The organism is Coprobacillus sp., assembly GCF_984815275.1.
The window spans coordinates 1-25,801 of record NZ_CFJNYH010000041.1 but is presented as its reverse complement, the minus strand read 5'-3'; the positions used below and the strand labels follow the sequence as shown (position 1 = coordinate 25,801).

Below are 25,801 nucleotides of genomic sequence, written 5' to 3'. Positions count from 1 at the left end.
TTTGTTGAAATTCAATGGTTAAAATTTTTAATTAATAATATTGATAATGATATCTTAGCTAAATTTAATCAAGCTGATATGAGTCAAATTGAAGCGATTTCTAAGAATTTTAATTATGATTCATTTGCTAGTATTAAAGACATTGAGGCAACAACACGTCATGATGTCAAAGCTGTTGAATATTTTATTGGAAATGCATTAAAAGATATGGGATATGATTATTTAATCAGTTTTGTTCATATTGGATGTACTTCTGAAGATATTAACAATACATCTTATGCATGTATGTTAAAATATGGTTTAAAAGATGTTTGGTTACCTAAAGCTAAAGAATTTGCTAATATGATTAATCAATGGGCAGTTGAACATAAAGATGATGCAATGCTAGCTCATACACATGGACAACCAGCTACACCAACAACAATTGGTAAAGAATTTAAGGTTTATGCTTATCGTTTGATGTCAAGTATTGAGAATATTGAAAGCATTCAAATTAAAGCAAAGTTTAATGGAGCAACTGGAAATTATAGTGCTATTTTAACAGCTTTTCCTAATGTTGATTGGCAAACTATGGCTAAGAAATTTGTAGAAGAATATTTAGGATTAACTTTTAATCCTTTAACAACTCAAATTGAAAGTCATGATTATACTTGTCATATTCTTGATGGTATTCGTCATTTTAACAATGTATTGGTTGATTTTGATGTCGATATGTGGCTATACATTTCAATGGAATACTTTAAACAAATTCCTGTGAAAGGCGAAGTTGGAAGTAGTACTATGCCTCATAAAGTCAATCCAATTCGTTTTGAGAATAGTGAAGCAAATATTGATATGTCAAACAATATCTGTGTAGCTTTATCTAATAAACTTCCTAAATCACGTATGCAAAGAGATTTATCTGACTCTTCATCTCAAAGAAATTTAGGATTAGCGTTTGGATATTCATTACAAGCTATTCATGAAACAATGAATGGTTTAGCAAAATGTGTTGTCAACAAAGAAAAACTAGCTGCTGATTTAAATGAAAAATGGGAAGTTTTAGCTGAACCGATTCAAACCATGTTAAGAAAATATGGGAGATCAGATGCTTATGATACATTAAAAGCATTAACAAGAGGAAAGAGTATTTCTAAAGAAGATATTATTAAGTTTGCTGAAGGACTTGATATTTTATCTGATGAAGATCGTGAAACTCTTATTCATATGACGCCTGCTTCTTATATTGGCTTAGCTGATGTATTAGTTGACTTAAAATTGAAATAAATGATTAAGCATTCCTACTTAGGAATGTTTTTTCTATATGTCTGAAATGATTGAATAAAATATGTATTAAATGTTGGTATTATATAAAATTTTCATGTTCATTAATAATAACATGAATGTGTGATATGATATGTTAAAGGAAGTGAATTGTACCAGTACCAAAAAGTCTTTTTGTTTATAAAAGATAAAAAAAGATTGACACTATGTAAACGCTTTGATAATATATAAGTGTAAAAAAGATTTGTAACTATTCAATTAGGCAAAGTATTCTTTTATAGAGTGCTTTGTCTTATTTTATTTTGGAGGTTGTTTATGTTTAATATATTTAAAAAAGAGAAGAAGATTGTTGCTCCAGTATCTGGCAAACTGATGAAATTGTCAGATGTCAAAGATGAAGTATTTGCATCTGGAATGATGGGAATAGGGGTTGCAATTGATCCAGTAGAAAATATTTTTGTTGCTCCTGCAGATGGGAAAATCACTTTAATTGCTGAAACAAAGCATGCTTTTGGTATGCAACTAGATAATGGATTAGAAATTCTTATTCATATAGGATTAGATACTGCATTAAGCCAAGGTGAAGGATTTCATGTTTTAGCAAATGTTGGTGATGTTGTCAAACAAGGAGTACCAATTATTGAAGCAGATTTTGAATTCTTTAAAAACAAAGGCAATACATTAGAAACACCAGTTATTATTTTGAATAGTGATGATTATAAAATAGAACTCATAACTGATGTGATAAAATGTCTTGCTGGTGAAACAACGATTATGAAGTACTAAATAAAAGTTGACAAGAAAAAAGGCATATTATATGATTAAATAAAGTATTAGGATTGTAACTGATAAGGCAGGCAACACCTATAGAATAAACAATATGATTTGTTTATTTATAGGTGTTCTTTTATTAGGAGGGCTTATGAAAATTTTGAAAATATACAACAATAATGTTGTAAGCTGCTGTAATTTAAAAGGTGAAGAGATGATTGTCACTGGTGCAGGAGTTGGTTATAAAAAGAAGATTGGTGATCAGATAGATAAAGCAAGAATTACACAACAATTTTATTTGGAAGATGATAAAAAGAAGAAAATAAATCAACTTTTAGCAAGAGTGCCTACTGAATATTTTAGTTTATCTGATCAAATTCTTAGACAAGCAAAGCAGAGATTTGGAAAGAAAATCAGTTTAGCTTTCTTTATTCAATTTACTGATCACTTAGCTGCAGCAATAGAAAGAGCGAAACAGAATATCTCACTTCCTAATCTCACTTTGATGGAGATTAAAACAATTTGGAAAGAAGAGTTTGAATTTAGTTTATGGATTATTGATTATATTGAACAACAATTAGATGTCAAACTCTCTATTGATGAAGCTGGTTATTTTGCAGTTTATTTTGTTACAGAAACTGAGGATGAAAAAGCAACAAAATCAATGGAATTGGTTCAGATGGTTATAGATATTGTTAAAATTATAGAGAATAGTTTTCATATAACATTAGATAAAAGTTCTCTTAATTATATGAGACTTATTACTCATCTTCGGTTTTTTATAGGAAGAATTAGAAATGGTGAAGTACATGATAGTTATACGAATGAAGGGATTTATTTATTATTAATTAAAAACAATCCCCAACTTGTACAATGTGAGAAAAAGATTGTGAGATATATTAAGAATGAACTTGATTATGATGTGGATCAAGCTGAAATTGTATATCTGATGATACATATGACCCAAATATTAGGTCAATAGGATTGTAACTGATAAAGCAGGCAAAACCTAGAATATAAGATACATACGTATTTTATATTTTGGGTTTTTTGTTTAGAGAGAGGAGAGAAAAAATGAGAAAATTAATTAATAACGCAGATGATTTTGGTTATTCTCATGCTATTAATTATGGAATTATTGATAGCTATTTAGATGGGATTTTAACGTCTACAACGTTAATGCCAGGAATGCCAGGATTTCAACATGCAGTCGCTTTAGCAAAACAAAATCCAGGTTTAGGAATTGGTATTCATTTGACACTAACATGTGGAAAGCCTGTTATGGAAGGCCATCAAACACTTGTTGATGAAAAAGGTTATTTTAAAAAGTTATCTTTTTACAATGATGAAACAACATCTGTTGATGAAGAGGAAGTGTATAAAGAATGGAAAACTCAAATTGAGAAGGTCTATGCCAATGGAATTGTTCCAACACATTTAGATTCACATCACCATATTCATACATTTAAAAATAATCCTGATATAGTCAAAAGACTATCTAAAGAATATGGATTACCAGTTCGTAATTCATTTGGAGACCCTTTTGTATTGAAACAAGATGATATCAAATGTAATGATGTTTTAATTGATCCATGGTCAACCAATAAAGAAGAGATTTTAAATTGTAAAGAACAGGGTATTGCTTTGGCTAAAGAAATGTGTTGTTTATTAGAACAGGTTGGAGATGCTAGGGTTATAGAGGTGATGTGGCATCCTGCTTATTTAGATTATAAAATTGTGACAGAATCAAGTTTTGCTTATCCAAGAATTATAGAATGTGAAGCAATAAAAAATAATGAATTGACAAAGTATGTAAAAGAACATTTTGAATTATGTACTTATCAAGATATAGAAAAGGAGAGAGGAAAATGATGAATAAAATTTTAAAACAGTTATCAAAGTTAGGTAAAGCAATGCTCATTCCAATTGCTGCAACACCTGCGGCAGGATTATTAGCACGTTTAAGTGCTCCAGATTTACTTAACTTACCTATTCTTGAAACAGCTTCATGGGTTGTTTTTGGAATGATGGATGTCTTATTTGCAATTGGTGCAGTTATTGCTTATGCGAAAACAAAGGATAAAACAACACCAATCTTAGGAGCAGTAATCTCATTATCAGTATTCAAAGCTGTTTTAACAGCCATGAATGAAACAATTAGTATGGGGGTCTTTGCCGGAATTGTTGTAGGAACTGTAACAGCAATTATTTATAACTATAGTCGAGAATGGAAAACACCACAAATGTTCTCATTCTTTACAGGTGATAAATTTGTTGTCACATTAGCACCAATCGCAATGATTCCACTGGGAATCGCATTTAGTTATATTTGGGTGCCTTGTCAGGCAGGACTCAATAGCTTTGGATTATGGATTGCAGGAGCAGGTGCTCTTGGAATATTTGTCTTTGGTTTAACAAATCGTTTATTGATTCCAGTCGGATTACATCATGTTGTTAACACTTATATTTACTATGAGTTAGGTACATTTGTCACTGCAAGTGGAGAAGTTGTTAAAGGTGAAATTCCAAGATTCCTAGCTGGTGATCCAACTGCAGGGTTATTCTTAGCAATGTTCTTTATCCCAATGATGTTTGGTTTACCAGGTGCTTGTGCAGCAATTTATAAAACTGCTAAAGAAAAAAATAAAGCAAAAACGAAATCATTAATGACTTCAGGAGCTTTGACAACTTTTGTAGCTGGTATTACAGAGCCTGTTGAATTCTCATTTATGTTTGTTGCACCTCGTTTGTATGCTTTTCATGCAGTGCTTACAGGGGCAGCAGGAGCAATTCTTTACTTATTAGATGTTCATTTAGGAATGTCAATTAATTTCTGTGTGATTGATTTTGTATTAAACTTTAATATGGGAACGAATGCTTGGATTATTATACCAGTCGGAATTGTTTTCTTCTTTATTTATTATTTTGGCTTCAAATTTATGATTGAAAAAGGTGATTTGAAGACACCAGGTAGAGAAGATGAACTTGAATTTCAGGAAGATGAAGTTTCAGCTGATGAAATGAATATAAAACTTGAACATACAAATTATCAGTATATGGCAAAAAAGATACTTCAAAATGTTGGTGGTAAAGAAAATGTGGAAGAAGTAGAGAACTGTGTAACCCGTTTACGTTTAGAGTTAAAAGATGGTTCTCTAGTCAATGAAGAGAATATTAAAAAAACAGGTGCTAAAGGTGTCATCAGATTTAGTGATACATCTGTTCAGATTATTATTGGTACTGAAGTTAATAAAGTTGCTAAAGAATTTAAAGCAATGTTAGATGAATAGGAGATAAAAGATGGGAAATAAATTTGTTATTATTGGAGCTGGTTCAACACATACTCCTGGAATTATTGGTTCACTTGTAGAAAAAGCAGATGAAATACAATTAACAGAACTTTGTTTACATGATATTGATTATGAAAGAGTTTATCATATGGGTGAGTTTAGTAAAATTTATATGTCAGAAAGAAGAAATGATATTAAGACAAGCTGGACTACCGATTTAAAAGAAGCTTTGAGTGAAGCAGATTATGTATTTATTCAAATTAGACCTGGGCGAAATGAACAAAGAGCTATTGATGAACATACTTGTTATAAACATGGACTTATTGGTCAAGAAACTTGTGGGTTAGGGGGATTCGCTTTTGCTTTAAGAACAATTCCTGCTATTTTAGAAATAGTGAAAACAGCTTTAGAAGTTTGTCCTCAAGCATGGTTATTAAACTACTCAAATCCAGAGGCAATGGTATCAGAGGCTGTTTATAGAACTTATCCACAAGCAAAGATGTTGTGTATTTGTGATATGCCTATTTCACAACAAGAACAAGTTGCTGAGTACTTTGGATATGATGAAAAAGATTTAACTTTTAAATATTTTGGACTTAACCATTTTGGTTGGTTTACAAATGTTTATAATAAAGAAGGTAAGGATTTACTACCACAATTAAGAGAAGATGTTGTGAGTGGTAAAATGACAGGTTTTAATGCAGTTCAGGATGAAGGAAAATTAGATGATTATTGGTTTAAAACATTTAATAATGTTATTAAAGGGTTTAAAGCATATCCTGACTTTCTACCACTATGTTATTTACAATACTATTATTTCCATGATGAAATGTTAGAACAATTTGATCATGAATTTACGAGAGCAGATTCAGTTTTAGCTGGTAGAGAAATAACAGTGTATCAAGAATGTCGTAGAGTTATTGAAAATAAGAGTGCTAAAGATTCTTATTTAGTCGCAGGAGTTCATGGAAATTATATTGTGAATTTAGCAAGTTCTATTATTAACGACAAGAAAGAAAGGTTTATCGTAAATGTTATGAACAATGGTGCGATTGGAAACTTTAATCATGATGCGGTTGTAGAAGTTCCGTGTTATGTTGGTGCAGCAGGAATTGAACCAGTTGCAGTGGGTTATATTCCTCAATTTCATAAATCATTAATGGAAGCACAAAAAGGTTATGAAAAACTTGCTGTTGAAGCATGTTTAGAAGGATCGCAGGAAAAAGCATTACAAGCCATCTTATTAAACAAAACGGTTCCTTCTTATCGTAAAGGTAAAGAAATATTAGATGAGTTTTTAGAATTGAATAAAGACTATTGGAATCCGAAGTTCTATAATAAATAATATATGATATGTTTGTATATATGACCTCCCAATATGAATAATACAGACATAATCTCATCAATGAGTAATAAGATAGAAAAGACCAAACATGTTATAAAGTGTTTGGTCTTTAGACTATTACCTAAGAAATTTTACATACGTATTTTTCTTTGGATAGAATATGTCTTTTGATTGTTTCAGGTAAGAAATTGTGATTTAATTAAATTAAGGTAGGTGGAATATATGGAAAAATATATCCTTGCAATTGACCAAGGAACAACGAGTACCAGAACAATTTTATATAACCATAACTCTGAAGTTGTGATGTCTTCCCAAAGAGAATTTCAACAGTTTTTTCCTCATCCAGGCTGGGTAGAACATGATGCCAATGAAATCTGGTTATCAACATTAGCGGTGATGACAGAGACGATTCAAATGTCAGGAATTAAACCTGAGCAGGTTGCAGGAATAGGGATTACAAATCAAAGAGAAACAACCGTTGTTTGGGATCGCAATACAGGCATTCCTGTTTATCATGCGATTGTTTGGCAATCTCGTCAAAGTGATGAAATTTGTCAACGCTTAAAAGATGCTGGACGAGAAGACATTATCCGTAAAAAGACAGGATTGCTTTTAGATCCTTACTTTTCTGCTACAAAGCTTGTATGGATATTCGAAAATGTACCAGGAGTGAAAGACAAAGCACTCAATGGTGAATTGATGTTTGGAACGATTGATTCATGGCTTGTCTATAAACTCAGTGGTGGAAAACGTCATATTACTGATGTTACGAATGCTTCAAGGACATTGCTCTATAATATTTATGAACAATGCTGGGATCAAGAACTGTTAGAGTTGTTTGGTATTCCAGATAGTATGTTGCCAGAGGTTGTGTCTTCAAGTGAAGTTTATTGTTGTACAGCTCCTTATCATTTTTATAATCATGAAGTTCCTATTGCTGCAATGATAGGTGATCAGCAAGCTGCCTTATTTGGTCAGAATTGTTTTGAAAAAGGGAAAATGAAAAACACATATGGAACAGGTGGGTTCTTGTTGATGAATACAGGAGAGCATGCTGTTCAATCAAATCATGGCTTATTAACAACAATCGCTTGGAAGTTAAATGGCGAAACAAAATATGCGCTTGAAGGAAGTATTTTTGTCTCAGGAAGTTTAATTCAGTGGTTACGTGACGGCCTTCACATTATACACAAAGCAAGTGAAACAGAAGCAATGGCTTTTTCAGTTAAAGATAGTGATGGTGTTGTGATTGTTCCTGCTTTTACTGGGTTAGGAGCTCCCTACTGGGATGATCAGGCCCGTGGTTCTATTGTTGGAATTACACGTGGGACAACCAAAGAACATTTAGCAAGAGCAGCCCTAGAAGCAATGTGCTATCAAAGTAAAGATTTGGTATTAGCTATGCAACAGGATACAAATATAAAAATTAAGGAACTTTTTGTAGATGGTGGTGCAACTGAGAATAAATTCCTTTTACAATGCCAAAGTGATATTTTACAAATTCCAGTAACACGTTTAAAAGTGAATGAGACAACAGCTTTAGGAGCAGCTCATCTAGCAGGGCTTGCTGTTGGCTATTGGACAATGAATGATTTTCAAGCAGATGTCCTAGCAACCTATCAACCAAAAATAGATAAACAATTATCTCATCATATGTATCAGCGTTGGCAAAAAGCAGTAAAAAGCTGTCAAGCTTTTGAGGAGGATTAAAGTGAAAGATATTGTGATTATTGGATGTGGAATTACAGGAAGTTTAATCGCTCATGAATTGTCAAAGTATCAATTGGATGTTGCTGTTTTAGAAAAGAATAATGATGTTGCTTTGGAGTCTACTGGGGCAAATAGTGCTATTATTCATTCAGGTCATGATCCGAAACCTGGAACTTTAAAGGCAAGATTTAATTTAGAAGGAAATCGTATGTTTCCAGATTTATGTAATGAATTACAAGTTGACTATCAACAAATTGGTGCCTTTGTTGTTTCAACAAGTGATGAGGAATCACAAACTTTAGACCGACTTGAAAAGCAAGCGATAGAAAGGAAAATTCCTTATACAAGATTGAATCGACAACAGATTATATCAGAAGAACCACATATTGGAGATACTGTTATAGAAGCTTTATCACTTCCAACAACAGGAATTATTACACCTTGGAAAGTCACGATTGCAGCTATAGAAGAAGCAATGGAAAATGGCGTTGAACTTTTCTTAAATCATGAAGTCAAAGGAATTAAAGAAATTAATGAGGGATATCGGATTTTTACAAATAAAGGTTCTATTGATGCAAAAATGGTGATGAATGCTGCTGGTGTCTATGCAGATACGATTGCAAGTTATCTCGAAAATACACATTATCACATCACACCTCGAAGAGGTGAATATTATATTCTTGGAAAATTAACTGAACCAATTGTGAATCATATTATTTATCCAACTCCCTCTTCAAAAGGAAAAGGTGTTTTGGTTGTTCCTACAATTCATGGGAATGTCTTACTGGGTCCTAACAGCGAACCTATATCTGATAAAGATGATGTTTCAACAACTCATGCTTTAGATGAAGTGAAAAAGAATGTTGTAAAAACAGTGAAAGATATTCCCTTTCAAAAAATCATTAGAACATTTTCAGGTCTTCGACCAACAGGAAATACAGGGGATTTTGTGATTGAAGAAGATTCTCATTATAAAAATTTTATTCATGTTTCTTGTATAGAATCACCAGGCTTAACAGCATCGCCTGCAATTGCTAAATATGTGAAAGACACATTTGTAGCAAAAAGATTTCAAATGATAAAGAAAGACCATTATCAAAAACGTCGACCTGATATTGTTTTAGAACATCTTTCGCCAACTGAAAAAAATCAGTTGATACAAAAAGATTCACGTTTTGGAAAAATAATTTGTCGTTGTGAAAAGATTAGTGAAGGTGAAATTGTTGATGTCATTCATCGCTATGCTGGTGCCACAACAATTGATGGTGTGAAGAAGCGTTGTCGACCAGGAATGGGAGGTTGCCAGGGAGGATTTTGTTCACCAGAAGTCCTGACCATACTTGCCAGAGAACTTCATAAAGATAAACAAAGTATTGAATATAAAGGGCAACATACAGAAATTTTACCCGCTAAGGCAAAGGAGGCACTTTAATGGAAACACATGATATAGTGATTATTGGTGGCGGAAGTGCTGGACTGGCAGCAGCTTATGAAGCGAGTCAAAATGGGTGCCATGATGTTTTAATTATTGAACAAGGTGTTGAATGTGGGGGAATTTTACAACAATGTATCCACAATGGTTTTGGGCTTCATACTTTTAAAGAAGAATTGAGTGGACCAGGTTACGCCCAGCGTTTTATTGATCGTGTGGAGGATAATCCGGATATTGAAATTTGGTTAGAGAGTACTGTCATTGAGATGCGAGATGATCGAACACTAACTGTTGTTTCTCCAAAAAAAGGATATATTGAGATTCAAGCAAAAGCCATTATTTTAGCTATGGGTTGTCGTGAAAGAACACGTGGTGCTATTGATATTAAAGGAACACGTCCAAATGGAATTTATAATGCTGGACAAGCCCAAAAATTTTTGAATCTTGATGGCTATTTAGTTGGGAAAAAAGTCTTTATTTTAGGAAGTGGAGATATTGGTTTAATTATGGCAAGGAGAATGACACTTGAGGGTGCAAAGGTTTTAGGAGTTGCTGAGGTAATGCCTTATTCTAATGGGTTGGCACGAAATATCAAACAATGTCTTGAAGACTTTGATATTCCTCTTTATTTAAGTCATACAATAACAAAAATAGTTGGAAAAGATAACCTTGAAAAGGTGATTATTTCAGCTGTCGATGAAAAGCGTCAAATTATACCTGATACTGAAAAAGAGTTTGAGGTTGATACTTTATTATTATCAGTTGGTCTGATACCAGAAAATAAATTAAGTGAGGATGCTGGTATCAAAATTCATCCCCAAACAAAAGGGGCTATTGTTGATGAATGTTATATGACATCCATTCCTGGTATTTTTGCATGTGGTAATGTTTTACATGTTCACGATCTTGTTGACTTTGTGACATCTGAAGCCAATAAAGCAGGTTATTATGCAGTTCAATATATCTCAGGAAAAACTACGACTGGAAATGTTTTCAATCAAATTGCTAAAGATGGAATTTCTTATGTTTTACCTCAAATCATCCATGAACATGCTCAAGGAGATATAGAATGCTCATTAAGGGTACAGGCACCACATAAGAATTGTCAAATTATTATAAAAAGTGGTGAATTTCAAAAGATTGTGAAAAAACGCAGTGTTGCACCAGCAGAAATGGAAAAAGTCGTTTTAAAAGCTAGTGATTTGTCACAAATTCAAGGAGATATAGAATGGGAAGTGAAAGTATGTTAAAAGAGATGGTTTGTATCACTTGTCCAATTGGCTGTCATCTAACAATCAGGCAAGATGGTGAAGAAATTGAAGTGAGTGGAAATACTTGTCCAAGAGGTAAGCAGTATGCAATTGCTGAAATGACTCATCCAACACGTATGTTAACAACAACGGTTGTGATTAAAAATGCTATTTATCATCAAATACCAGTTATATCTTCTGCTCCAATACCATTTGATAAGATAGAAGAAACAATGAAATTACTTAAAGAAGTTGTTGTGACTGCTCCTGTTCATGAAAAAGATATTATTGTCAAAGATATTTTTGGATTAGGTATTGATATGATTGCCAGTCGCAGTATGAAGAGAGTTGATTAAAGAACTCATTTTGTTTATGAGGACATACATTAAGATTAAATTTGAAAGACGATTAGTGTTAACGAGGAATATGTTTTGTAGATATTATGAATGAAAAATATATCAATAAAGATATAATTCTAAGAAAGAATAGAGGTAGTATATGAAAAAATTATTAGTACGTGGTGATGATTTAGGATATAGTGAAGGTGTGACTTTGGGAATGCTATCAGCTTATGAAAAAGGTATTGTCAATAGTATGGCCATTATGATCAATATGCCTTATGCTAAAGAAGCTATCCTACTTGCAAAGAAACATAAAGGATTATGCTTAGGTTTGCATGTAAATGTAACCAATGGAAAAGCATTAGCACCAATTGATCAAATTCCAACATTAGTTGATGAAAATGGTGTTTTTATCTCTAGTCGTTTCAGAAGAGAACAGCTTATTAAAGGTGAAGTATTATTTAATGAAGATGAAGCATATTTAGAAGCAAAGTATCAAATAGAAAGATATATTGACTGGGTAGGACAGTTACCTGAGTATATTGACTTACATGTTTTAGAAGTTCCAGAACTCATTAATGCAGTTTTAAGAGTTTATCAAGAATATCAGGTTCCAGTATGCATATATGATAAATGTTTTGATAAGTCTATTCATGAGCAAGCAATGAAACAATATGAATATTATCAACAACATAATAACCATTTTGAAGATATGTTTATAAAGGGAGATTATCAAATAAAAGATGGATTGAATTTACTTGTGACACATCCAGGATTTATTGATTATGATTTATCAGTGACTTCATCAATGATAGATGAACGTTTAAAAGATTATACCTTGGTAACAAGTACAAAATTAAAAGAATGGTTAGATCAAGAAGGGGTAGAAGTGATTTCATTTAGAGATTTGGTCAAATAATTTAAACAGGTTTATGTGTTTAATCAATTTTATCACAAAGTGCAGAAATTCTTGGAGTCAAATGAATAGATATCATGAATATCTGTTTGTTTGACTTCTTTTTTTTAAAAAGATGCAAAAAAGTATGTTACATATGACAGGGAGCAAGAAGTTGGTCGTAGACTTCTTGCATCTTTTACAAGATAGGCAAAATATGTAATATAAGATGTTTACAAGGATAATTCACTATATATTTTAAGACAATAAACTATATAGACAAATGTATTCTTTATTTATAAGAGACTTTTTTCCCGTTAAAAAACAAAAAGAGACTTAATTATGATAAGATGAATATAACGATGGAGGGATATTATGTTATATGATCATATATTAGAGTTTCGTGGAGAGTGGCGTTCTTATCAAAAAAGAGTATTAGACCATTTTTTAGAATATAAACGTGATGGAAAAGTGCATATTGTTGCAGCTCCTGGTTCTGGAAAAACAACACTGGGCATTGAATTGATTCGTTTATTAGATCAACCAGCTATTATTCTTGTTCCAACAATAACAATACGAGAACAATGGGTAGAGAGAATTGAAGAAGCCTTTTTATGTCAAGGTATTGTAGCAAGCAACTACATATCACAGGATATTAAAGATTTAAAACTTATTACAGTGACAACATATCAAGCGATCCATAGTGCCATGTCAGGATATCAGGGAGAACTTGTTGAAGAAGATGATGAGGGAATAAAGAGAAAAGAAGAAGTTGATTATCACGATTATCATCTCTTACAGGCAATTCAAGATGCTAAAATACAAACAATATGTTTAGATGAGTGTCATCATTTACGTAATGAATGGTGGAAATCATTAGAAACATTTAAAAAGGAATTAAAGTGGGATTATACGATTGCTTTAACTGCGACTCCACCATATGATTCTTCGCTATCTATGTGGACTCGTTACATTGATATGTGTGGTGAAATTGATGAAGAAATAACTGTCCCTGAATTGGTAAAGGAGGGGAGTCTATGTCCTCATCAAGATTATGTTTATTTTAATTATCCAACAAAAGAAGAACAACAGGAGATTAAAGTATTCAAAGAAAATGGAGAAGTTCTTCTTCAAAGAATCATGAACGATTTACAGTTTCAATCTGTTATTCAGTCACATCAATGTTTACATGGACATATTGATTTAGATCATTTATTAGAAAAGCCAGAATATTTATCAGCACTACTTATTTATTTAGAAGAAAAGAAGTTAAGTTATCCAACCCAATTTAAACAGATTTTAGGTTATAAACAGTTAGAAAAGATGTCAGTGAAATGGTTACAGATTTTATTACAAGGGTTATTATATGATGATACATTTTCATATCATATAGATGAAGATTATCAAAAGGAACTTATCAAAGAATTAAAGTCTCTAGGTTTTATTGAAAGAAATCAAGTGACTATTGTTGTGAATCAGGCAATTGAAAAAATGTTAGTGAAATCAGTTGGTAAATGTGACAGTATAAAAGATATTGTTTTTCATGAATACAAATGTATGAAAGATGATTTAAGATTATTAATCTTAACAGATTATATACGCAGTGAATATGAAAAAGCAGTTGGTGATGATTCAAGGGATGTTCATAATTTAGGGGTTTTACCATTTTTTGAATTATTAAGAAGAGAAAATGAAAATCAGCAGGAGAATATCCAATTGGGAGTTCTCTGTGGTACGATGGTGATTATTCCTAGTCATGCAAAAGAAAAATTAAAAATGCTTGTTGAAGAACCTGAAAGAATTTCTTTTGAATCTCTTGGATGTATAAGTCAAAATGAATATGTAAAAGTCAATATGAGTGGAAATAATCATTCTATAGTAGGGGCAGTGAGTTCGTTGTTTGAAATGGGTTATATACAGGTCTTAATTGGAACAAAATCACTGCTTGGAGAGGGATGGGATTCCCCTTGTGTCAATACTCTTATACTTGCTAGTTTTGTTGGCTCTTTTATGTTAAGTAATCAGATGCGTGGAAGAGCAATACGTACTTTCACAAATAATCCACAGAAAACAAGTCATATATGGCATTTGGTTTGTGTTGACCCTCAGAAGGCGAAAACTTTAGAAGGTTTAGAAGCAAGTGAAGACTATCAGACATTATGTCGTCGTATGGAACATTTCTTAGGATTACATTATACTGATAATATTATTGAAAATGGAACAGAACGTTTAACTGCCATCAAATTACCTTTGAACCAGCATAATATTCAATTGACAAATAAACAAATGTTACAATTATCATCAAATAGGGATCATTTAAAAAAACGTTGGAATCAATCTTTGGCTGTATATGATAAAATGGAAGTGGTTGAAGATGTAGAGGTTAAAGAAAAAATGATCACAGCAGTTATTTTAACAGATGCGATTAGACATTTTATCATGACATTGATCTGTGGTGTTTTAGGAATGATACTGGGAATAAGTTTGTTACCTATTTTAGGAACAATGGCTATCATTTTGGGACTTTATCTTTTTATCGTACTTTATTGTTTATTTATATTTGCTAAAAAGATTGTGCTATATAAAAATCCTTTATCACGTTTACAAATATTTGGACAAGGTATTCTCCAGGCTATGCAGGCAACGGGACAGTTAGAATCACTTCATTGCATTGTTAAGACTGAATTAATGGGGATTTATCATGTTGTTTACTTAGCTGGTGGGACTGGTCATGATAAGACATTATTTGCTAAATGTGTATATGAATTTTTTGGAGAAATTGATAATCAGAGATATATTTTATATAAATCAAGAAAGAAACGTAAAATGGAAGGTTATTTTGTTATTCCAGAAATTTTTGCGAAACGTAAAGAAGATGCCCAGATATTTGCTCAATATATGAAACCCTTTATTGGAAGATATGATGTTATTTATACACGAAATACTCAAGGGAGACAAATCTTGTTACAAGGAAGAATACATGCTTTAGCAAACCGACAAGAGCGCTGTTTAACAAAAAAGAAGGTGAAAGGGGCTTTAGAATAAGTTCCTTTTCTCAATCAGTGGGTTAATAATTTCAAGTCTTGAAAATCATCTGATATTTGTTTTCATGCGTTGATATTTAGATTATAATACTAATATTATAAAAAGGAGTAGATAAGATGATTAAACTTATAGCGGTAGATATGGATGGAACTTTTTTGGATTCTCAAATGAATTATCAAAGAAGTATCTTTAGAAAAATTTATCAATATTTGAAAAGAAATGAAATACACTTTGTTGTTGCAAGTGGAAATCAATATTATCAATTAAAATCTTTTTTTGATGATTTCCAAGATGAACTCACTTATATTAGTGAAAATGGTGCATTGATTATTGAAAATAAACAAGACATTTTTCATAATGAAATTCCTTATGAAAATCTAGATATTATTATTCAAAGATTACAAAGAAATAAACATATTCGTATATGTTTATGTGGAATGAAATCTGCTTATCTTTTAAATGGGGATCAAGAATTTTATGATTGTTATTCAAAATATTATTATCGTTTAGAAATCATTGAATCATTAAAAGAAATCAATGATACAATCTTAAAAATTGCTTTAATGGTACCTGAAAATGAAACAGAAGATATCTTAAAAGACCTTATTCAAGATTTAGGCCATGTTATTCAGCCTGTATCAAGCGGGCATGGAAGCATTGATTTAATTGTTCCTGGTTTTCATAAAGGATCAGCAATTGAATTTCTCTGTCAACGATATCATATCTCATTAGACGAGTGTGTAGCATTTGGTGATGGTGGTAATGACAAGGAAATGATTGAAAAAGTGAAATATGGATTTGCAATGGATAATGGAAGTCAAGCGATTAAGGAAGTTGCTTATCGCGTTGTTCCATCAAATAATCAACATGGCGTTATTCAAACATTGTTAGAACTCTTTGATATTCCTGAAGTGACTGAAAGAGAAAAAGCATTACTTGGAATGTGGTATGACGCTAATCATGATCCAAAAGTTGTTAAGGATAGATTGAATACGCATCATCTTTGTTATCGATATAATCAAACAGATCCTTTAGAATTAAAACAGCGTCAGAGCATTCTTGAGGACATTTTTCAAGCCAAAGTTGAGAATCTAGAAATTGTTCCACCTTTTTTATGTGATTGTGGACCATATATTCAACTTGGTAAAAATATTTTTGTTAATTCCAATGCTTATTTTATGGATGGTGCAAAGATTACGATTGGAGATAATGTTTTTATTGGTCCATCAGTTGGTTTATACACAGCTATTCATCCTTTAAATTATAAAAAAAGAAATGCTGGTTATGAAAAAGCAAAACCAATTACAATTGGAGATAATGTTTGGTTAGGGGCGAATGTTGTGGTGTTACCTGGTGTGACAATTGGAAGTGGCTCAGTTATTGGGGCTGGAAGTGTTGTAAATAAAGATATTCCTAAAAATGTTGTAGCATTTGGGAACCCTTGTCGTGTCGTTAAAGAAATTGAGTAAATTGATTAAATATTTATTTTTATGTGATTATAAAGATGAATTATATATAAGATATGGATTGTTGAGAAGTGACATCATACGTGATGTTACTTTTTTTTACTCGTTTGTATAGTGGTTATTATATATATTCTTTTTTTGCATGATTGATGATGAAGTGAATTGAGATATCAATTTCGACAAAAAGTGATAAAATAAAATGTGTAGAAAGGAGGATATTTATGAATAAAAAAGCTATTCAGTTAATTGAAAAAATGATTGAAGAAGATGATTATCAAACAGTATCCTTCTTTGCTTTGGGCCTAAATGTTTCTACAAGAACCATTTTTAATTATTTAGAGTTCATAGAAGAAGAACTCAAAGATAGTGATTTATATGTTCATAAAGTACAGGGAAGAGGAATTCGATTGATTGGTTCACAAAAAGATAAGATAGACTTATTACATTCACTTAATGGTGTAGAGGTTTTAAGTACATTAGAAAGGCAACTTATTATTATTCAAAAACTCATTCTCGAAGAACAAACATTGACTTATCAAAAACTATCTGATTATTTTATGGTGAGTACATCTTCTATTACAAAGGATTTAGAAAAAATCCAACATTTCTTTAAGAAATATTCTATTCAGCTTGTTTCTGATAAAAAAGGAACATACGTTATTGGTGATGAATATCACAAACAACTTTGTCAAGTCACGTATTTAGAAGAACGACTTTCATTAAAGAAGAAAAGAAGTGAAGACACATTACAAAAAGAAGATTTATCTCTCTTAAAATTATTTATAGAAGGCGAGATTGTTGATGGTGTTTATCAGATATTTCATGAATTTATTGGTGAGTATCAGCTTCATGTTTCTCATAAGTATTCAAGGCGTATGTTCATAACATTAATTGTTTTTATATCAAGACTGAAGTATGGCAAACACCCATATATTGAAAAAGATTTTTTATTTGAAGAAATGAAATATTTAGATTCTTATATATTAGCAGAAGAACTTTTAAAACGTATTTGTAGTCAGTTTCAAATCGTTTATGAAAGTCAAGATGTTGATTATATAAATAAACAATTGATGGCTTTAAAAATAAAGATAAAAGAAGTTCCAGTCAATCCAATATATTTAAGTTCCATTCAAGAACTTATCAATCAATTGAGTGAAATCTTAAAAGTGAATCTTAATCAAGACCAGAAGCTGCTCAAAAGTCTCTTGTTTCATTTTACACCTATGATCTATAGATTGCGTATGAATGCCAATATTAAGAATCCTTTACTACATGAAATCCAGACACAGTATTCTATATTGTTTTCAATTATCGCACATAGTGTCTATAAAATTGAATCTCAATATCAGGTCATTTTAACGGAAGATGAAATTGCTTTTTTGACAGTTTATTTCCAAGTTGCTTTAGAAAGAAATAAAGGTGGTAAAAAAATATTAATAGTGTGTTTAAGTGGGATTGGAACATCAGAATTAATCTTTCATAAAATTCAAAAAGCGATTCCTGCTCAAGATACTCTTGAAATTACAACATACCATGCCTTAAAGAAGCGTGATTTAAGGAAAATAGATTTGATTATTTCAACAATTGATTTAGATATTGAAGATATTCCTATCATTAAAGTGAGTGCATTGATATCCAATTCAGATTTAAAAAAGATCACAGAGAAATATGCAAATTTCTTTTATAAAGATGACTATGAAAGAGAAATTGAGCACTTTCAATATTTAAAACAATATATTGAAGAGAAAATGATTTTTTGGGATATGGAATTCAAGAATAAAGATGAGTGTTTAAAGTTTGTGATGGAAAAGTTATATTCAGCTGGATATGTGAAAGAGGGATTTGAAAAATCTATTTTAGAACGTGAAAAAATAGGGACGACTGCATTGGATTCAGGAGTTGCCATTCCTCATGCATCGATTGAATATACACGAGAAACAAAAATAGTTATTGTTAATTTAAAACATAAGATATTATGGAATGATAAAAAGATTGATGTTGTGGCTTTAATCAATATCAATCAAAAAGATAAAGCAAATGTAAGAAATCTTTTAGGAGAACTTTATCAATTCATTCGAGAAAGAAAAGATGTTGAAAAATATTTTAAAATGAACACAAAAGATGAATTTATAAAAAGTATTAATCAATAAGGAGGAGGATTAGAAAATGAAAATTGTTGCTGTGACATCATGCCCATCTGGAGTAGCACATACTTACTTGGCTGCTGAAAGTTTGGAAGTTGCTGCTAAAGAAAAGGGGATAGAGATTGCTGTTGAAACACAAGGGTCTATTGGGATTGAAAATGAATTAGATAAGAATGCTATTTTAGAAGCAGATGCTGTGATTTTAACAAATAATATTGGTATTAAAAATGAAGAAAGATTTAAAGGAAAGCCTGTGGTTCGAGTCAGTGCAGGTGATTGTATTAACAAAGCAGGTGCAATTATGGCTAAGTTAAAAGAAAAGTTTGGGTAGGATTGATCAATGAAAGTGAAACTCTCGCCATCATTGATGTGCATAGACCTGTTAAATATAGAAAATGAGATTAAGATTTTAAATATGAAAGCTAATGAATACCATGTTGATATTATTGACTGGCATTATTGTAAAAATATGTCTTTGGCACCATGCTTTATGGAGCAGATTTCAAAGATAACAGATATTCCTATGGATGCTCATTTATATGTAGATAATATTGATATGGATTTGATTGAACTGTGTTGTCAAAGTGGAGCAAAAATATTAACTATGCCTCCAGAAATTATTGAAAAGCAGGTTTATCGTATGAAGCGCTATTTAGATTCTCAGAATGTCCAATTTGGTGTTTTTATCAATCCAGCAGTTTCTTTAGAAATCATTAAACCATATGCACATATTATTGATCGTTTATTGATAATGAGCGTAGATCCAGGATTTGCTGGTCAGCCATTTGTAGAAGCAACATTAAAAAAAATAGCTGAAGCTAAGCAATATAGAGAAGAAAATCATTATCATTATAGTATTGCAGTTGATGGCTGCTGTAATGAAAATTATTATAAACAATTGTATGAAGCGGGTGTAGATGTTTTTATTGTGGGAACAAGTGGTTTGTTTGGCAAAAATACTGATACCAAAAAAGCTTTAGATATTGCAGTGTCAAATATAGAACTAGCAACACGTTAGTGTGAGAAATGGGGAATAATTATGTCTTGTATCATGAATGAAGAACTTGTTAATTTACATATGAAAGCAAAAACAAAGGAAGAGGCTATTAAGGAACTGGCTAGAAATGTTGAATCAGCTAAGCGAATAGAGAATTATGAGGAGTATGTAGTGAGTGTATTTGAAAGAGAAAATATGACATCTACTGGAATTGGGTTTAAAATTGCGATTCCACATGGAAAAAGCTCAACAGTTAAATCTTCAACAGTCGCCTTTGGAAGATTAGAAGAAGATATTGCTTGGGAAAGTTTAGATGGTGATGACGTCCGCTTTGTATTCTTATTGGCAATTCCAGAGTCTTGTCAAGGTGATGAACATTTGCGAATCATTGCCCAATTATCAAGAAAATTAATTCATGAAGAATTTCGTCAGAAGTTAGCAACTGCAAAAGATCCTAAAGATGTTGTGACTTTATTAGAAGATCAAATATAAGGAGAATTATCATGGAAGAAATAATGAAAATATTAAGGGAAACAAAAAAACATGTCATGACTGGAATTTCATATATGATTCCATTTGTGGTTACAGGTGGTGTCGTTTTGGCGGTTTGTGTTTTGATTGGAGGAGAACATGCTGTTCCAACAGAAGGTGCATTGGGAAAGATTGCTACTATTGGATCAGCAGGATTAGGTTTAATGGTTCCTATTCTGTCAGGTTTTATTGCCTATTCTATTTGTGATCGTGCTGGGTTAGCGCCAGGAATTATTGGAGGTTTTATTGCGAATAATATTGGGGCTGGGTTTATTGGTGGAATCATTTCAGGTCTTTTGGCAGGGATTGTTGTCAGTTATTTAAAAAAGATTAAGGTGCCTAGTTCATTAAGATCAGTCATGCCAATCTTTGTCATACCATTGGTAGGAGGGTTAATTGTCTCATCAATAATGTTGTTTATTGTTGGTGAACCAATTGCAGCTTTAATGACATTCTTAACAGATCTCTTAGAAGGCATGAGTACTGGAAATGCCATCTTCTTAGCACTTATTCTTGGAATGATGAATTGTACTGATATGGGTGGTCCAATTGGAAAGGTTTCTTATGGATTTGGAACAGCCATGTTATCTAATATCAATCCAGCAACTGGTTTGCCTAATGAATCATCATTGTTAATTATGGCAGCTGTAGGAGTTTCTTGTGCAATTCCACCTCTTGCCTGTGGATTGTCTACTTTACTCTTTAAGAATAAATTTAATACAGAAGAAAAAGAAGCTGGGAAGGCAGCTTTAATTATGGGCTGTGTTTCTATTTCAGAAGGTGCAATTCCTTTTGCTGCAACCGATCCACTCCGTGTCATACCTTCTTGTATGGTAGGTGGCGGATTAGGAGCAGTGATTGCAATGATGTTTGGTGCGGGTAATCCAGCTCCTTGGGGAGGATTTATTGTTGCTCCGATTGTAACCAATCCATTGGTTTATGTTTTGGCTATTTGTATAGGGGCAATTGTTGGTGCGATCCTGATGGGTATTCTCAAGAAGGAAACGAAAGAACAAGTTCAAAGAGAAGATAATGACATTGAGTTAGATATTGAAATTCTTTAAACCGTATATAGGATAATAAAAAGTGAATGGGAGTCAAACTCTCATTTCTTTTATGTTATTATTAATCTTTATTGTTTTATATTGAAATAAGTCTTGAAATCTCTTTAAAAAGAATTATAATAAAGATAAATCAATAATAAATAATAATAAACGATAAGAAAGGAGAATATATGTTTGCTCAAGAAAGACAAGAAAGTATTGTAAGCCAAGTGAATATAGAAGGCAGTGTGAGAGTCAAGGATTTAAGTGTCAAGTTTGCAGTGACAGAAGACTGTATTCGAAAAGATTTAGCTATATTAGAGAAAAGAGGTTTATTAAAAAAAGCGTATGGAGGAGCAGTTAGTGTTCGCCAAAATCCTCATATGTATAATAGTGAAGAACGTAAAAATACACCTAATCATGAAAGAGTTCTGATTGCTCAAAAAGCCATGACACTTATTCATGAGCGGGATACCATTTTTTTAGATGTTTCACTTGCAAGTGTTGAAATTGCAAAATTATTAAGTGAATCTTCATTACAGATGACAGTCATGACAAATATGATAGATGTCTTAAATATTCTCAGTCATAGTTCTCATATTTCCATTGTTTTCATTGGTGGTCAGTTAAATCAGGAATGCGATGGGTTTTGGGGTTCTCTTTCTGTTCAAATGATTCAATTATTTAAAATCGATAAAGCTTTTTTAGGTGTTGTTGGTGTGAATACATTAACAGGACAATTATCAACTTATCATGTGGATGATGGTTTTATGAAAAAAACACTTATTCAACAAAGTCAAATGAGTTATTTATTATGTGAAGAAAGAAAGTTTAAAGAAGATGGCAGCTTTGTGTTTGCCTCTTTGAATGATGTGAGTGGTCTCTTGACTTCTAAAGAACTTCATACAAACATCAAAGAAGATTTAGAAGATTATGGTTTAGTTATCATATAGGAGGAAGTTATGGAAGGGTTATATCAAACAAATCGTGTGAAAACTTTAAAAGAAAAGATGGTGAATGAGCCACGCTATGTTTCTATTGAACAAGCAAGAATTATTACACGTGTTTATCAGCAAAATGAAGATTTGTCGATTCCTATGAAAAGAGCTCTCTCTTTAAAAGCGGCGTTAGAAGAATTAGAAATAGGTGTAGAAAAAGAAGAACTGATTGTTGGGAATAGAACAAAAGGTGTTCGTTATGGTGTTGTTTTTCCTGAAAGTGGCTGTTCATGGGTTTATAACGAAATCGAAAATTTACCTTATCGTCCACAAGATCAGTTTCTTGTAAAAGAAGCAGATATTCAAGAATTTAAAGAAGTGATTTATCCATATTGGAAAGGTCATTCTATGGAAGATGTTATTCGTCATCAGTATGGTCAAGAGATTGATGCTATGGCTAAGGTTGTGAAAATTAATCAAAAAGATCATGCGCAAGGACATATTTGTCCAGATTCCAAGCTCTGGTTAGAATTAGGACCACAAGGCTTAATCAAAAAGGCCCAAGAGAAATTAAAGACATGCTCCAAAGAGCACAAGGAATTCTATGAATGTACAATTTTAGTTTTACAGGGAGCATGTACATTTATGCGAAGGTATCATGATTATATAAAAGAGATGCTTCCTCATGTTGAATCACAATATCAAGCAACACTACAAACAGTTGCAGATAATTGTTTGCATTTATCAAAGCGTGCACCTGAATCATTTCATGAAGCTTTACAGTCTTTATGGTTTCTCTTTGTCATTCTACACATGGAATCAAATGCTTCATCATTTTCACCAGGGAGAATAGATCAATACCTCTATCCATTTTATCAAAAGGATAAAAATGCTGGAATTATTGATGATCAATATGCATTAGAATTATTAGAATGTTTATGGTTAAAGTTTAATGAAATTGTCTATTTAAGAAATCAACATAGTGCGAAATACTTTGCTGGATTTCCTATTGGCTTTAATATTGCGATTGGTGGATTAGATGAAAATGGTCAAGACACATATAATGAAATATCTTTACTTTGTTTGAAAGCGCAATATCATTTAGGATTACCCCAACCAAACTTATCAGTTCGTTTGAATAAACATTCATCACATGAATTGATGCAAGAAGCAATCAAGGTTGTTGCAAAAGGCAGTGGTATGCCTCAATTTTTTAATGATGAAGCTATTGTGCAAACAATGATTGATGATTTAAACATTGAACCTCAAGATGCTTTGAATTATGCAATTGTTGGTTGTGTTGAATTGACAACTCATGGAAATAATTTAGGATGGTCAGATGCCGCCATGTTTAATTTGAATAAAGCTTTAGAATTAACCCTAAATCATGGAAAATGTTTATTGACTGGGAATCAGATAGGATTGGATTTAGGAAGTCTTGAAACTTATCAAACATTTCAGGATTTAGAAAATGCATTTCAAAAACAAGTTGATTATTTTATTGAAGAAATGATGAAGGCTGAAGTTATTGTTGAAAAAGTTCATCAAGAATGCTTACCATCTGCATTCTTATCAACTGTGATTGATGACTGTTTAGAAAAAGGCCTGGATGTCACTCGTGGTGGTGCGAAATATAATTTATCAGGTATTCAAATGATTCAGGTTGCGAATTTAGCTGATTCCTTGGCTGCTATTCAAAAATTAGTTTATGAAGAAGAGATGATTTCAAAGCATGAATTGCTTGTTTCTTTGCAAGATGATTTTAAGGGTCATGACATTACACAGGCAATGTTATTAAATAAGGCGCCTAAATATGGTAATGATATTGAATGGGTTGATCATCTTGGTGCCAAGTGGGCTGAATATTTTAGAGAGAGAATGAAAGAATTTACAAATTATCGTGGGGGTCCATATCATACAGGTATGTATACAGTTTCTGCACATGTTCCAATGGGAGAGAATGTTGGAGCATCTCCAGATGGTCGCAATGCTTTGACACCGCTTGCTGATGGTGGAATGTCACCAGTCTATGGTCGTGATTTATCAGGGCCAACAGCTGTTTTAAAATCTGTCTCACGCATGAAGAACACTCTGACAACAAATGGTGGACTTTTAAATATGAAATTCTTACCTGAGTTCTTCAAAACAGAAATAGGAATGCGTAAGTTTGAGAATTTCTTACGTGCCTTTGTGGATTTGGAAATTCCTCATATTCAATTTAATGTCGTAAGAAGAGAAGATTTATTAGATGCGAAAGTTCATCCAGAACGTCATAAGTCATTAACAATTCGTGTGGCAGGCTATACAGCTTACTTTGTAGAATTAGCTGGTAAACTGCAAGATGAAATTATTGAGAGAACAGCTTATGAAGATATCTAAAGCACTTGTTTTTGATATCAAAAGATTTGCAGTTCATGATGGTCATGGCATTCGGACAACAGTTTTCTTTAAGGGCTGCCCCTTGAGATGTGTGTGGTGTCAAAATCCTGAAGGATTATCTTCAAAACGCAACCCCATTTATTTTGAAAAGAGTTGTATTCATTGTCGTCGTTGTGAGCAATATGCAAATGATGGTCAAATGACTTATCAAAATGATCGTCCTTATTTCAATAAGGAGTGTGAAAATTTTGATAATCTTGTAAAGTATTGTCCCACTGGAGCCATTCGTTATGATAGTGAATTGTATGATATTGAAGAATTAATGATAAAAATAAAACAGGATGAAGTTTTCTTTCGTGAAGAAGGCGGTGTAACCTTTTCTGGTGGTGAACCCTTTATGCAAGGTGATTTCTTGATTGAAATCTTAAAACGTTGTCATGAAGAGGGGATTCATACAGCAATTGAAACATCATTGCATGTTTCATTAGATTTGATGAAACAAGCTTTACCTTATTTAGATTTAATCTACGTTGATTTAAAAATATATGATCATCAAAAACATCAACAATATACAGGTGTCTCTTCACATCTGATTAAAAACAATATAAAATATATATTAGAAAGTCAACATAGAGATAAGGTTATTATCAGAACACCATTGATTCCATCAATGAGTGCAACTGATGACAATATAACAGCGATATCTGAATTCTTAGTGAATATTTATCCAGAAGTCAAGTATGAATTATTGAATTATAATCCATTAGCTTCATCTAAGTATTCACTTGTAGGTTTAGAATATGGCTTGTCAACAGACTTAAAAATGTTTAATCAAGAACAAATGCAGCATTTTTATGATTTGATTTATCAGACAGGTATAAAAAATTTAATCATCGAATAGGAGAAAAGAGAAATGGAATTTATTATTGATACAGTTGATTTAGAAGAAATTAAGGATGCA

General features: G+C 32.0%; 21 protein-coding genes. All 21 read left to right on the top strand.

From position 1 onward, the window contains the following. On the top strand, nucleotides 1–1,266 hold a 1,266-nt coding region (purB, locus tag AC5M21_RS13120; protein ID WP_493531505.1), incomplete at its 5' end, for an adenylosuccinate lyase. Nucleotides 1,267–1,578: 312 nt separating this feature from the next. Beyond that, the gene (locus AC5M21_RS13115) at nucleotides 1,579–2,049 is read left to right on the top strand and encodes a PTS sugar transporter subunit IIA (RefSeq protein ID WP_008788068.1); all 471 of its coding nucleotides are present in this window, start codon (nucleotides 1,579–1,581) and stop codon (nucleotides 2,047–2,049) included. A gap of 136 nt (nucleotides 2,050–2,185) precedes the next feature. Next, on the top strand, nucleotides 2,186–3,016 hold the full coding sequence (locus tag AC5M21_RS13110) for a PRD domain-containing protein (protein ID WP_008788069.1): 831 nt from the start codon (nucleotides 2,186–2,188) through the stop codon (nucleotides 3,014–3,016). Nucleotides 3,017–3,108: 92 nt separating this feature from the next. Beyond that, nucleotides 3,109–3,906: a carbohydrate deacetylase gene (locus tag AC5M21_RS13105; RefSeq protein ID WP_008788070.1), complete on the top strand. Its 798-nt coding sequence runs from the start codon at nucleotides 3,109–3,111 to the stop codon at nucleotides 3,904–3,906. Beyond that, nucleotides 3,903–5,324, top strand: a complete 1,422-nt coding sequence (locus tag AC5M21_RS13100) for a PTS transporter subunit EIIC (protein ID WP_008788071.1) — start codon at nucleotides 3,903–3,905, stop codon at nucleotides 5,322–5,324. The genes AC5M21_RS13105 and AC5M21_RS13100 overlap by 4 nt, the downstream gene beginning before the upstream one ends. 10 nt (nucleotides 5,325–5,334) lie before the next feature. After that, nucleotides 5,335–6,669, top strand: a complete 1,335-nt coding sequence (locus AC5M21_RS13095; RefSeq protein WP_008788072.1) for a family 4 glycosyl hydrolase — start codon at nucleotides 5,335–5,337, stop codon at nucleotides 6,667–6,669. A gap of 222 nt (nucleotides 6,670–6,891) precedes the next feature. Continuing rightward, a complete protein-coding gene (gene glpK, locus AC5M21_RS13090; protein ID WP_008788073.1) occupies nucleotides 6,892–8,379 on the top strand; it encodes a glycerol kinase GlpK in 1,488 nt (495 codons plus the stop codon). Nucleotide 8,380: 1 nt separating this feature from the next. Further along, nucleotides 8,381–9,811: an NAD(P)/FAD-dependent oxidoreductase gene (locus tag AC5M21_RS13085; protein ID WP_008788074.1), complete on the top strand. Its 1,431-nt coding sequence runs from the start codon at nucleotides 8,381–8,383 to the stop codon at nucleotides 9,809–9,811. After that, the gene (locus tag AC5M21_RS13080; RefSeq protein ID WP_008788075.1) at nucleotides 9,811–11,061 is read left to right on the top strand and encodes an NAD(P)/FAD-dependent oxidoreductase; all 1,251 of its coding nucleotides are present in this window, start codon (nucleotides 9,811–9,813) and stop codon (nucleotides 11,059–11,061) included. Before AC5M21_RS13085 ends, AC5M21_RS13080 begins: the two co-directional genes overlap by 1 nt. Then, nucleotides 11,040–11,417 carry a DUF1667 domain-containing protein gene (locus AC5M21_RS13075; protein WP_008788076.1) on the top strand — a complete coding sequence of 126 codons (378 nt, stop codon included), beginning with the start codon at nucleotides 11,040–11,042 and terminating at the stop codon, nucleotides 11,415–11,417. Before AC5M21_RS13080 ends, AC5M21_RS13075 begins: the two co-directional genes overlap by 22 nt. 142 nt (nucleotides 11,418–11,559) lie before the next feature. Then, nucleotides 11,560–12,321 carry a ChbG/HpnK family deacetylase gene (locus AC5M21_RS13070; RefSeq protein ID WP_054325403.1) on the top strand — a complete coding sequence of 254 codons (762 nt, stop codon included), beginning with the start codon at nucleotides 11,560–11,562 and terminating at the stop codon, nucleotides 12,319–12,321. 351 nt (nucleotides 12,322–12,672) lie between these two features. Further along, a complete protein-coding gene (locus AC5M21_RS13065) occupies nucleotides 12,673–15,342 on the top strand; it encodes a DEAD/DEAH box helicase family protein (protein WP_008788078.1) in 2,670 nt (889 codons plus the stop codon). 116 nt (nucleotides 15,343–15,458) lie between these two features. After that, the gene (locus tag AC5M21_RS13060) at nucleotides 15,459–16,811 is read left to right on the top strand and encodes a Cof-type HAD-IIB family hydrolase (RefSeq protein WP_008788079.1); all 1,353 of its coding nucleotides are present in this window, start codon (nucleotides 15,459–15,461) and stop codon (nucleotides 16,809–16,811) included. Between the two features lie 218 nt (nucleotides 16,812–17,029). Further along, nucleotides 17,030–18,958: a BglG family transcription antiterminator gene (locus tag AC5M21_RS13055; RefSeq protein ID WP_008788080.1), complete on the top strand. Its 1,929-nt coding sequence runs from the start codon at nucleotides 17,030–17,032 to the stop codon at nucleotides 18,956–18,958. A gap of 16 nt (nucleotides 18,959–18,974) precedes the next feature. After that, nucleotides 18,975–19,283 (top strand): PTS fructose-like transporter subunit IIB, encoded by a 309-nt coding sequence (locus AC5M21_RS13050; protein ID WP_008788081.1) that lies wholly within the window; start codon nucleotides 18,975–18,977, stop codon nucleotides 19,281–19,283. 9 nt (nucleotides 19,284–19,292) lie between these two features. Further along, on the top strand, nucleotides 19,293–19,970 hold the full coding sequence (locus tag AC5M21_RS13045) for a beta/alpha barrel domain-containing protein (RefSeq protein WP_008788082.1): 678 nt from the start codon (nucleotides 19,293–19,295) through the stop codon (nucleotides 19,968–19,970). Between the two features lie 21 nt (nucleotides 19,971–19,991). Beyond that, on the top strand, nucleotides 19,992–20,441 hold the full coding sequence (locus tag AC5M21_RS13040; RefSeq protein ID WP_008788083.1) for a PTS sugar transporter subunit IIA: 450 nt from the start codon (nucleotides 19,992–19,994) through the stop codon (nucleotides 20,439–20,441). Nucleotides 20,442–20,452: 11 nt separating this feature from the next. Next, on the top strand, nucleotides 20,453–21,544 hold the full coding sequence (locus AC5M21_RS13035) for a PTS fructose transporter subunit EIIC (protein ID WP_008788084.1): 1,092 nt from the start codon (nucleotides 20,453–20,455) through the stop codon (nucleotides 21,542–21,544). A 170-nt stretch (nucleotides 21,545–21,714) separates the two neighbouring features. Next, nucleotides 21,715–22,476 carry a DeoR/GlpR family DNA-binding transcription regulator gene (locus AC5M21_RS13030; protein WP_008788085.1) on the top strand — a complete coding sequence of 254 codons (762 nt, stop codon included), beginning with the start codon at nucleotides 21,715–21,717 and terminating at the stop codon, nucleotides 22,474–22,476. Between the two features lie 9 nt (nucleotides 22,477–22,485). Further along, the gene (locus AC5M21_RS13025) at nucleotides 22,486–24,840 is read left to right on the top strand and encodes a glycyl radical protein (protein WP_008788086.1); all 2,355 of its coding nucleotides are present in this window, start codon (nucleotides 22,486–22,488) and stop codon (nucleotides 24,838–24,840) included. Continuing rightward, nucleotides 24,827–25,741, top strand: a complete 915-nt coding sequence (locus tag AC5M21_RS13020) for a glycyl-radical enzyme activating protein (protein WP_017144123.1) — start codon at nucleotides 24,827–24,829, stop codon at nucleotides 25,739–25,741. Before AC5M21_RS13025 ends, AC5M21_RS13020 begins: the two co-directional genes overlap by 14 nt. Nucleotides 25,742–25,801 lie beyond the last annotated feature (60 nt).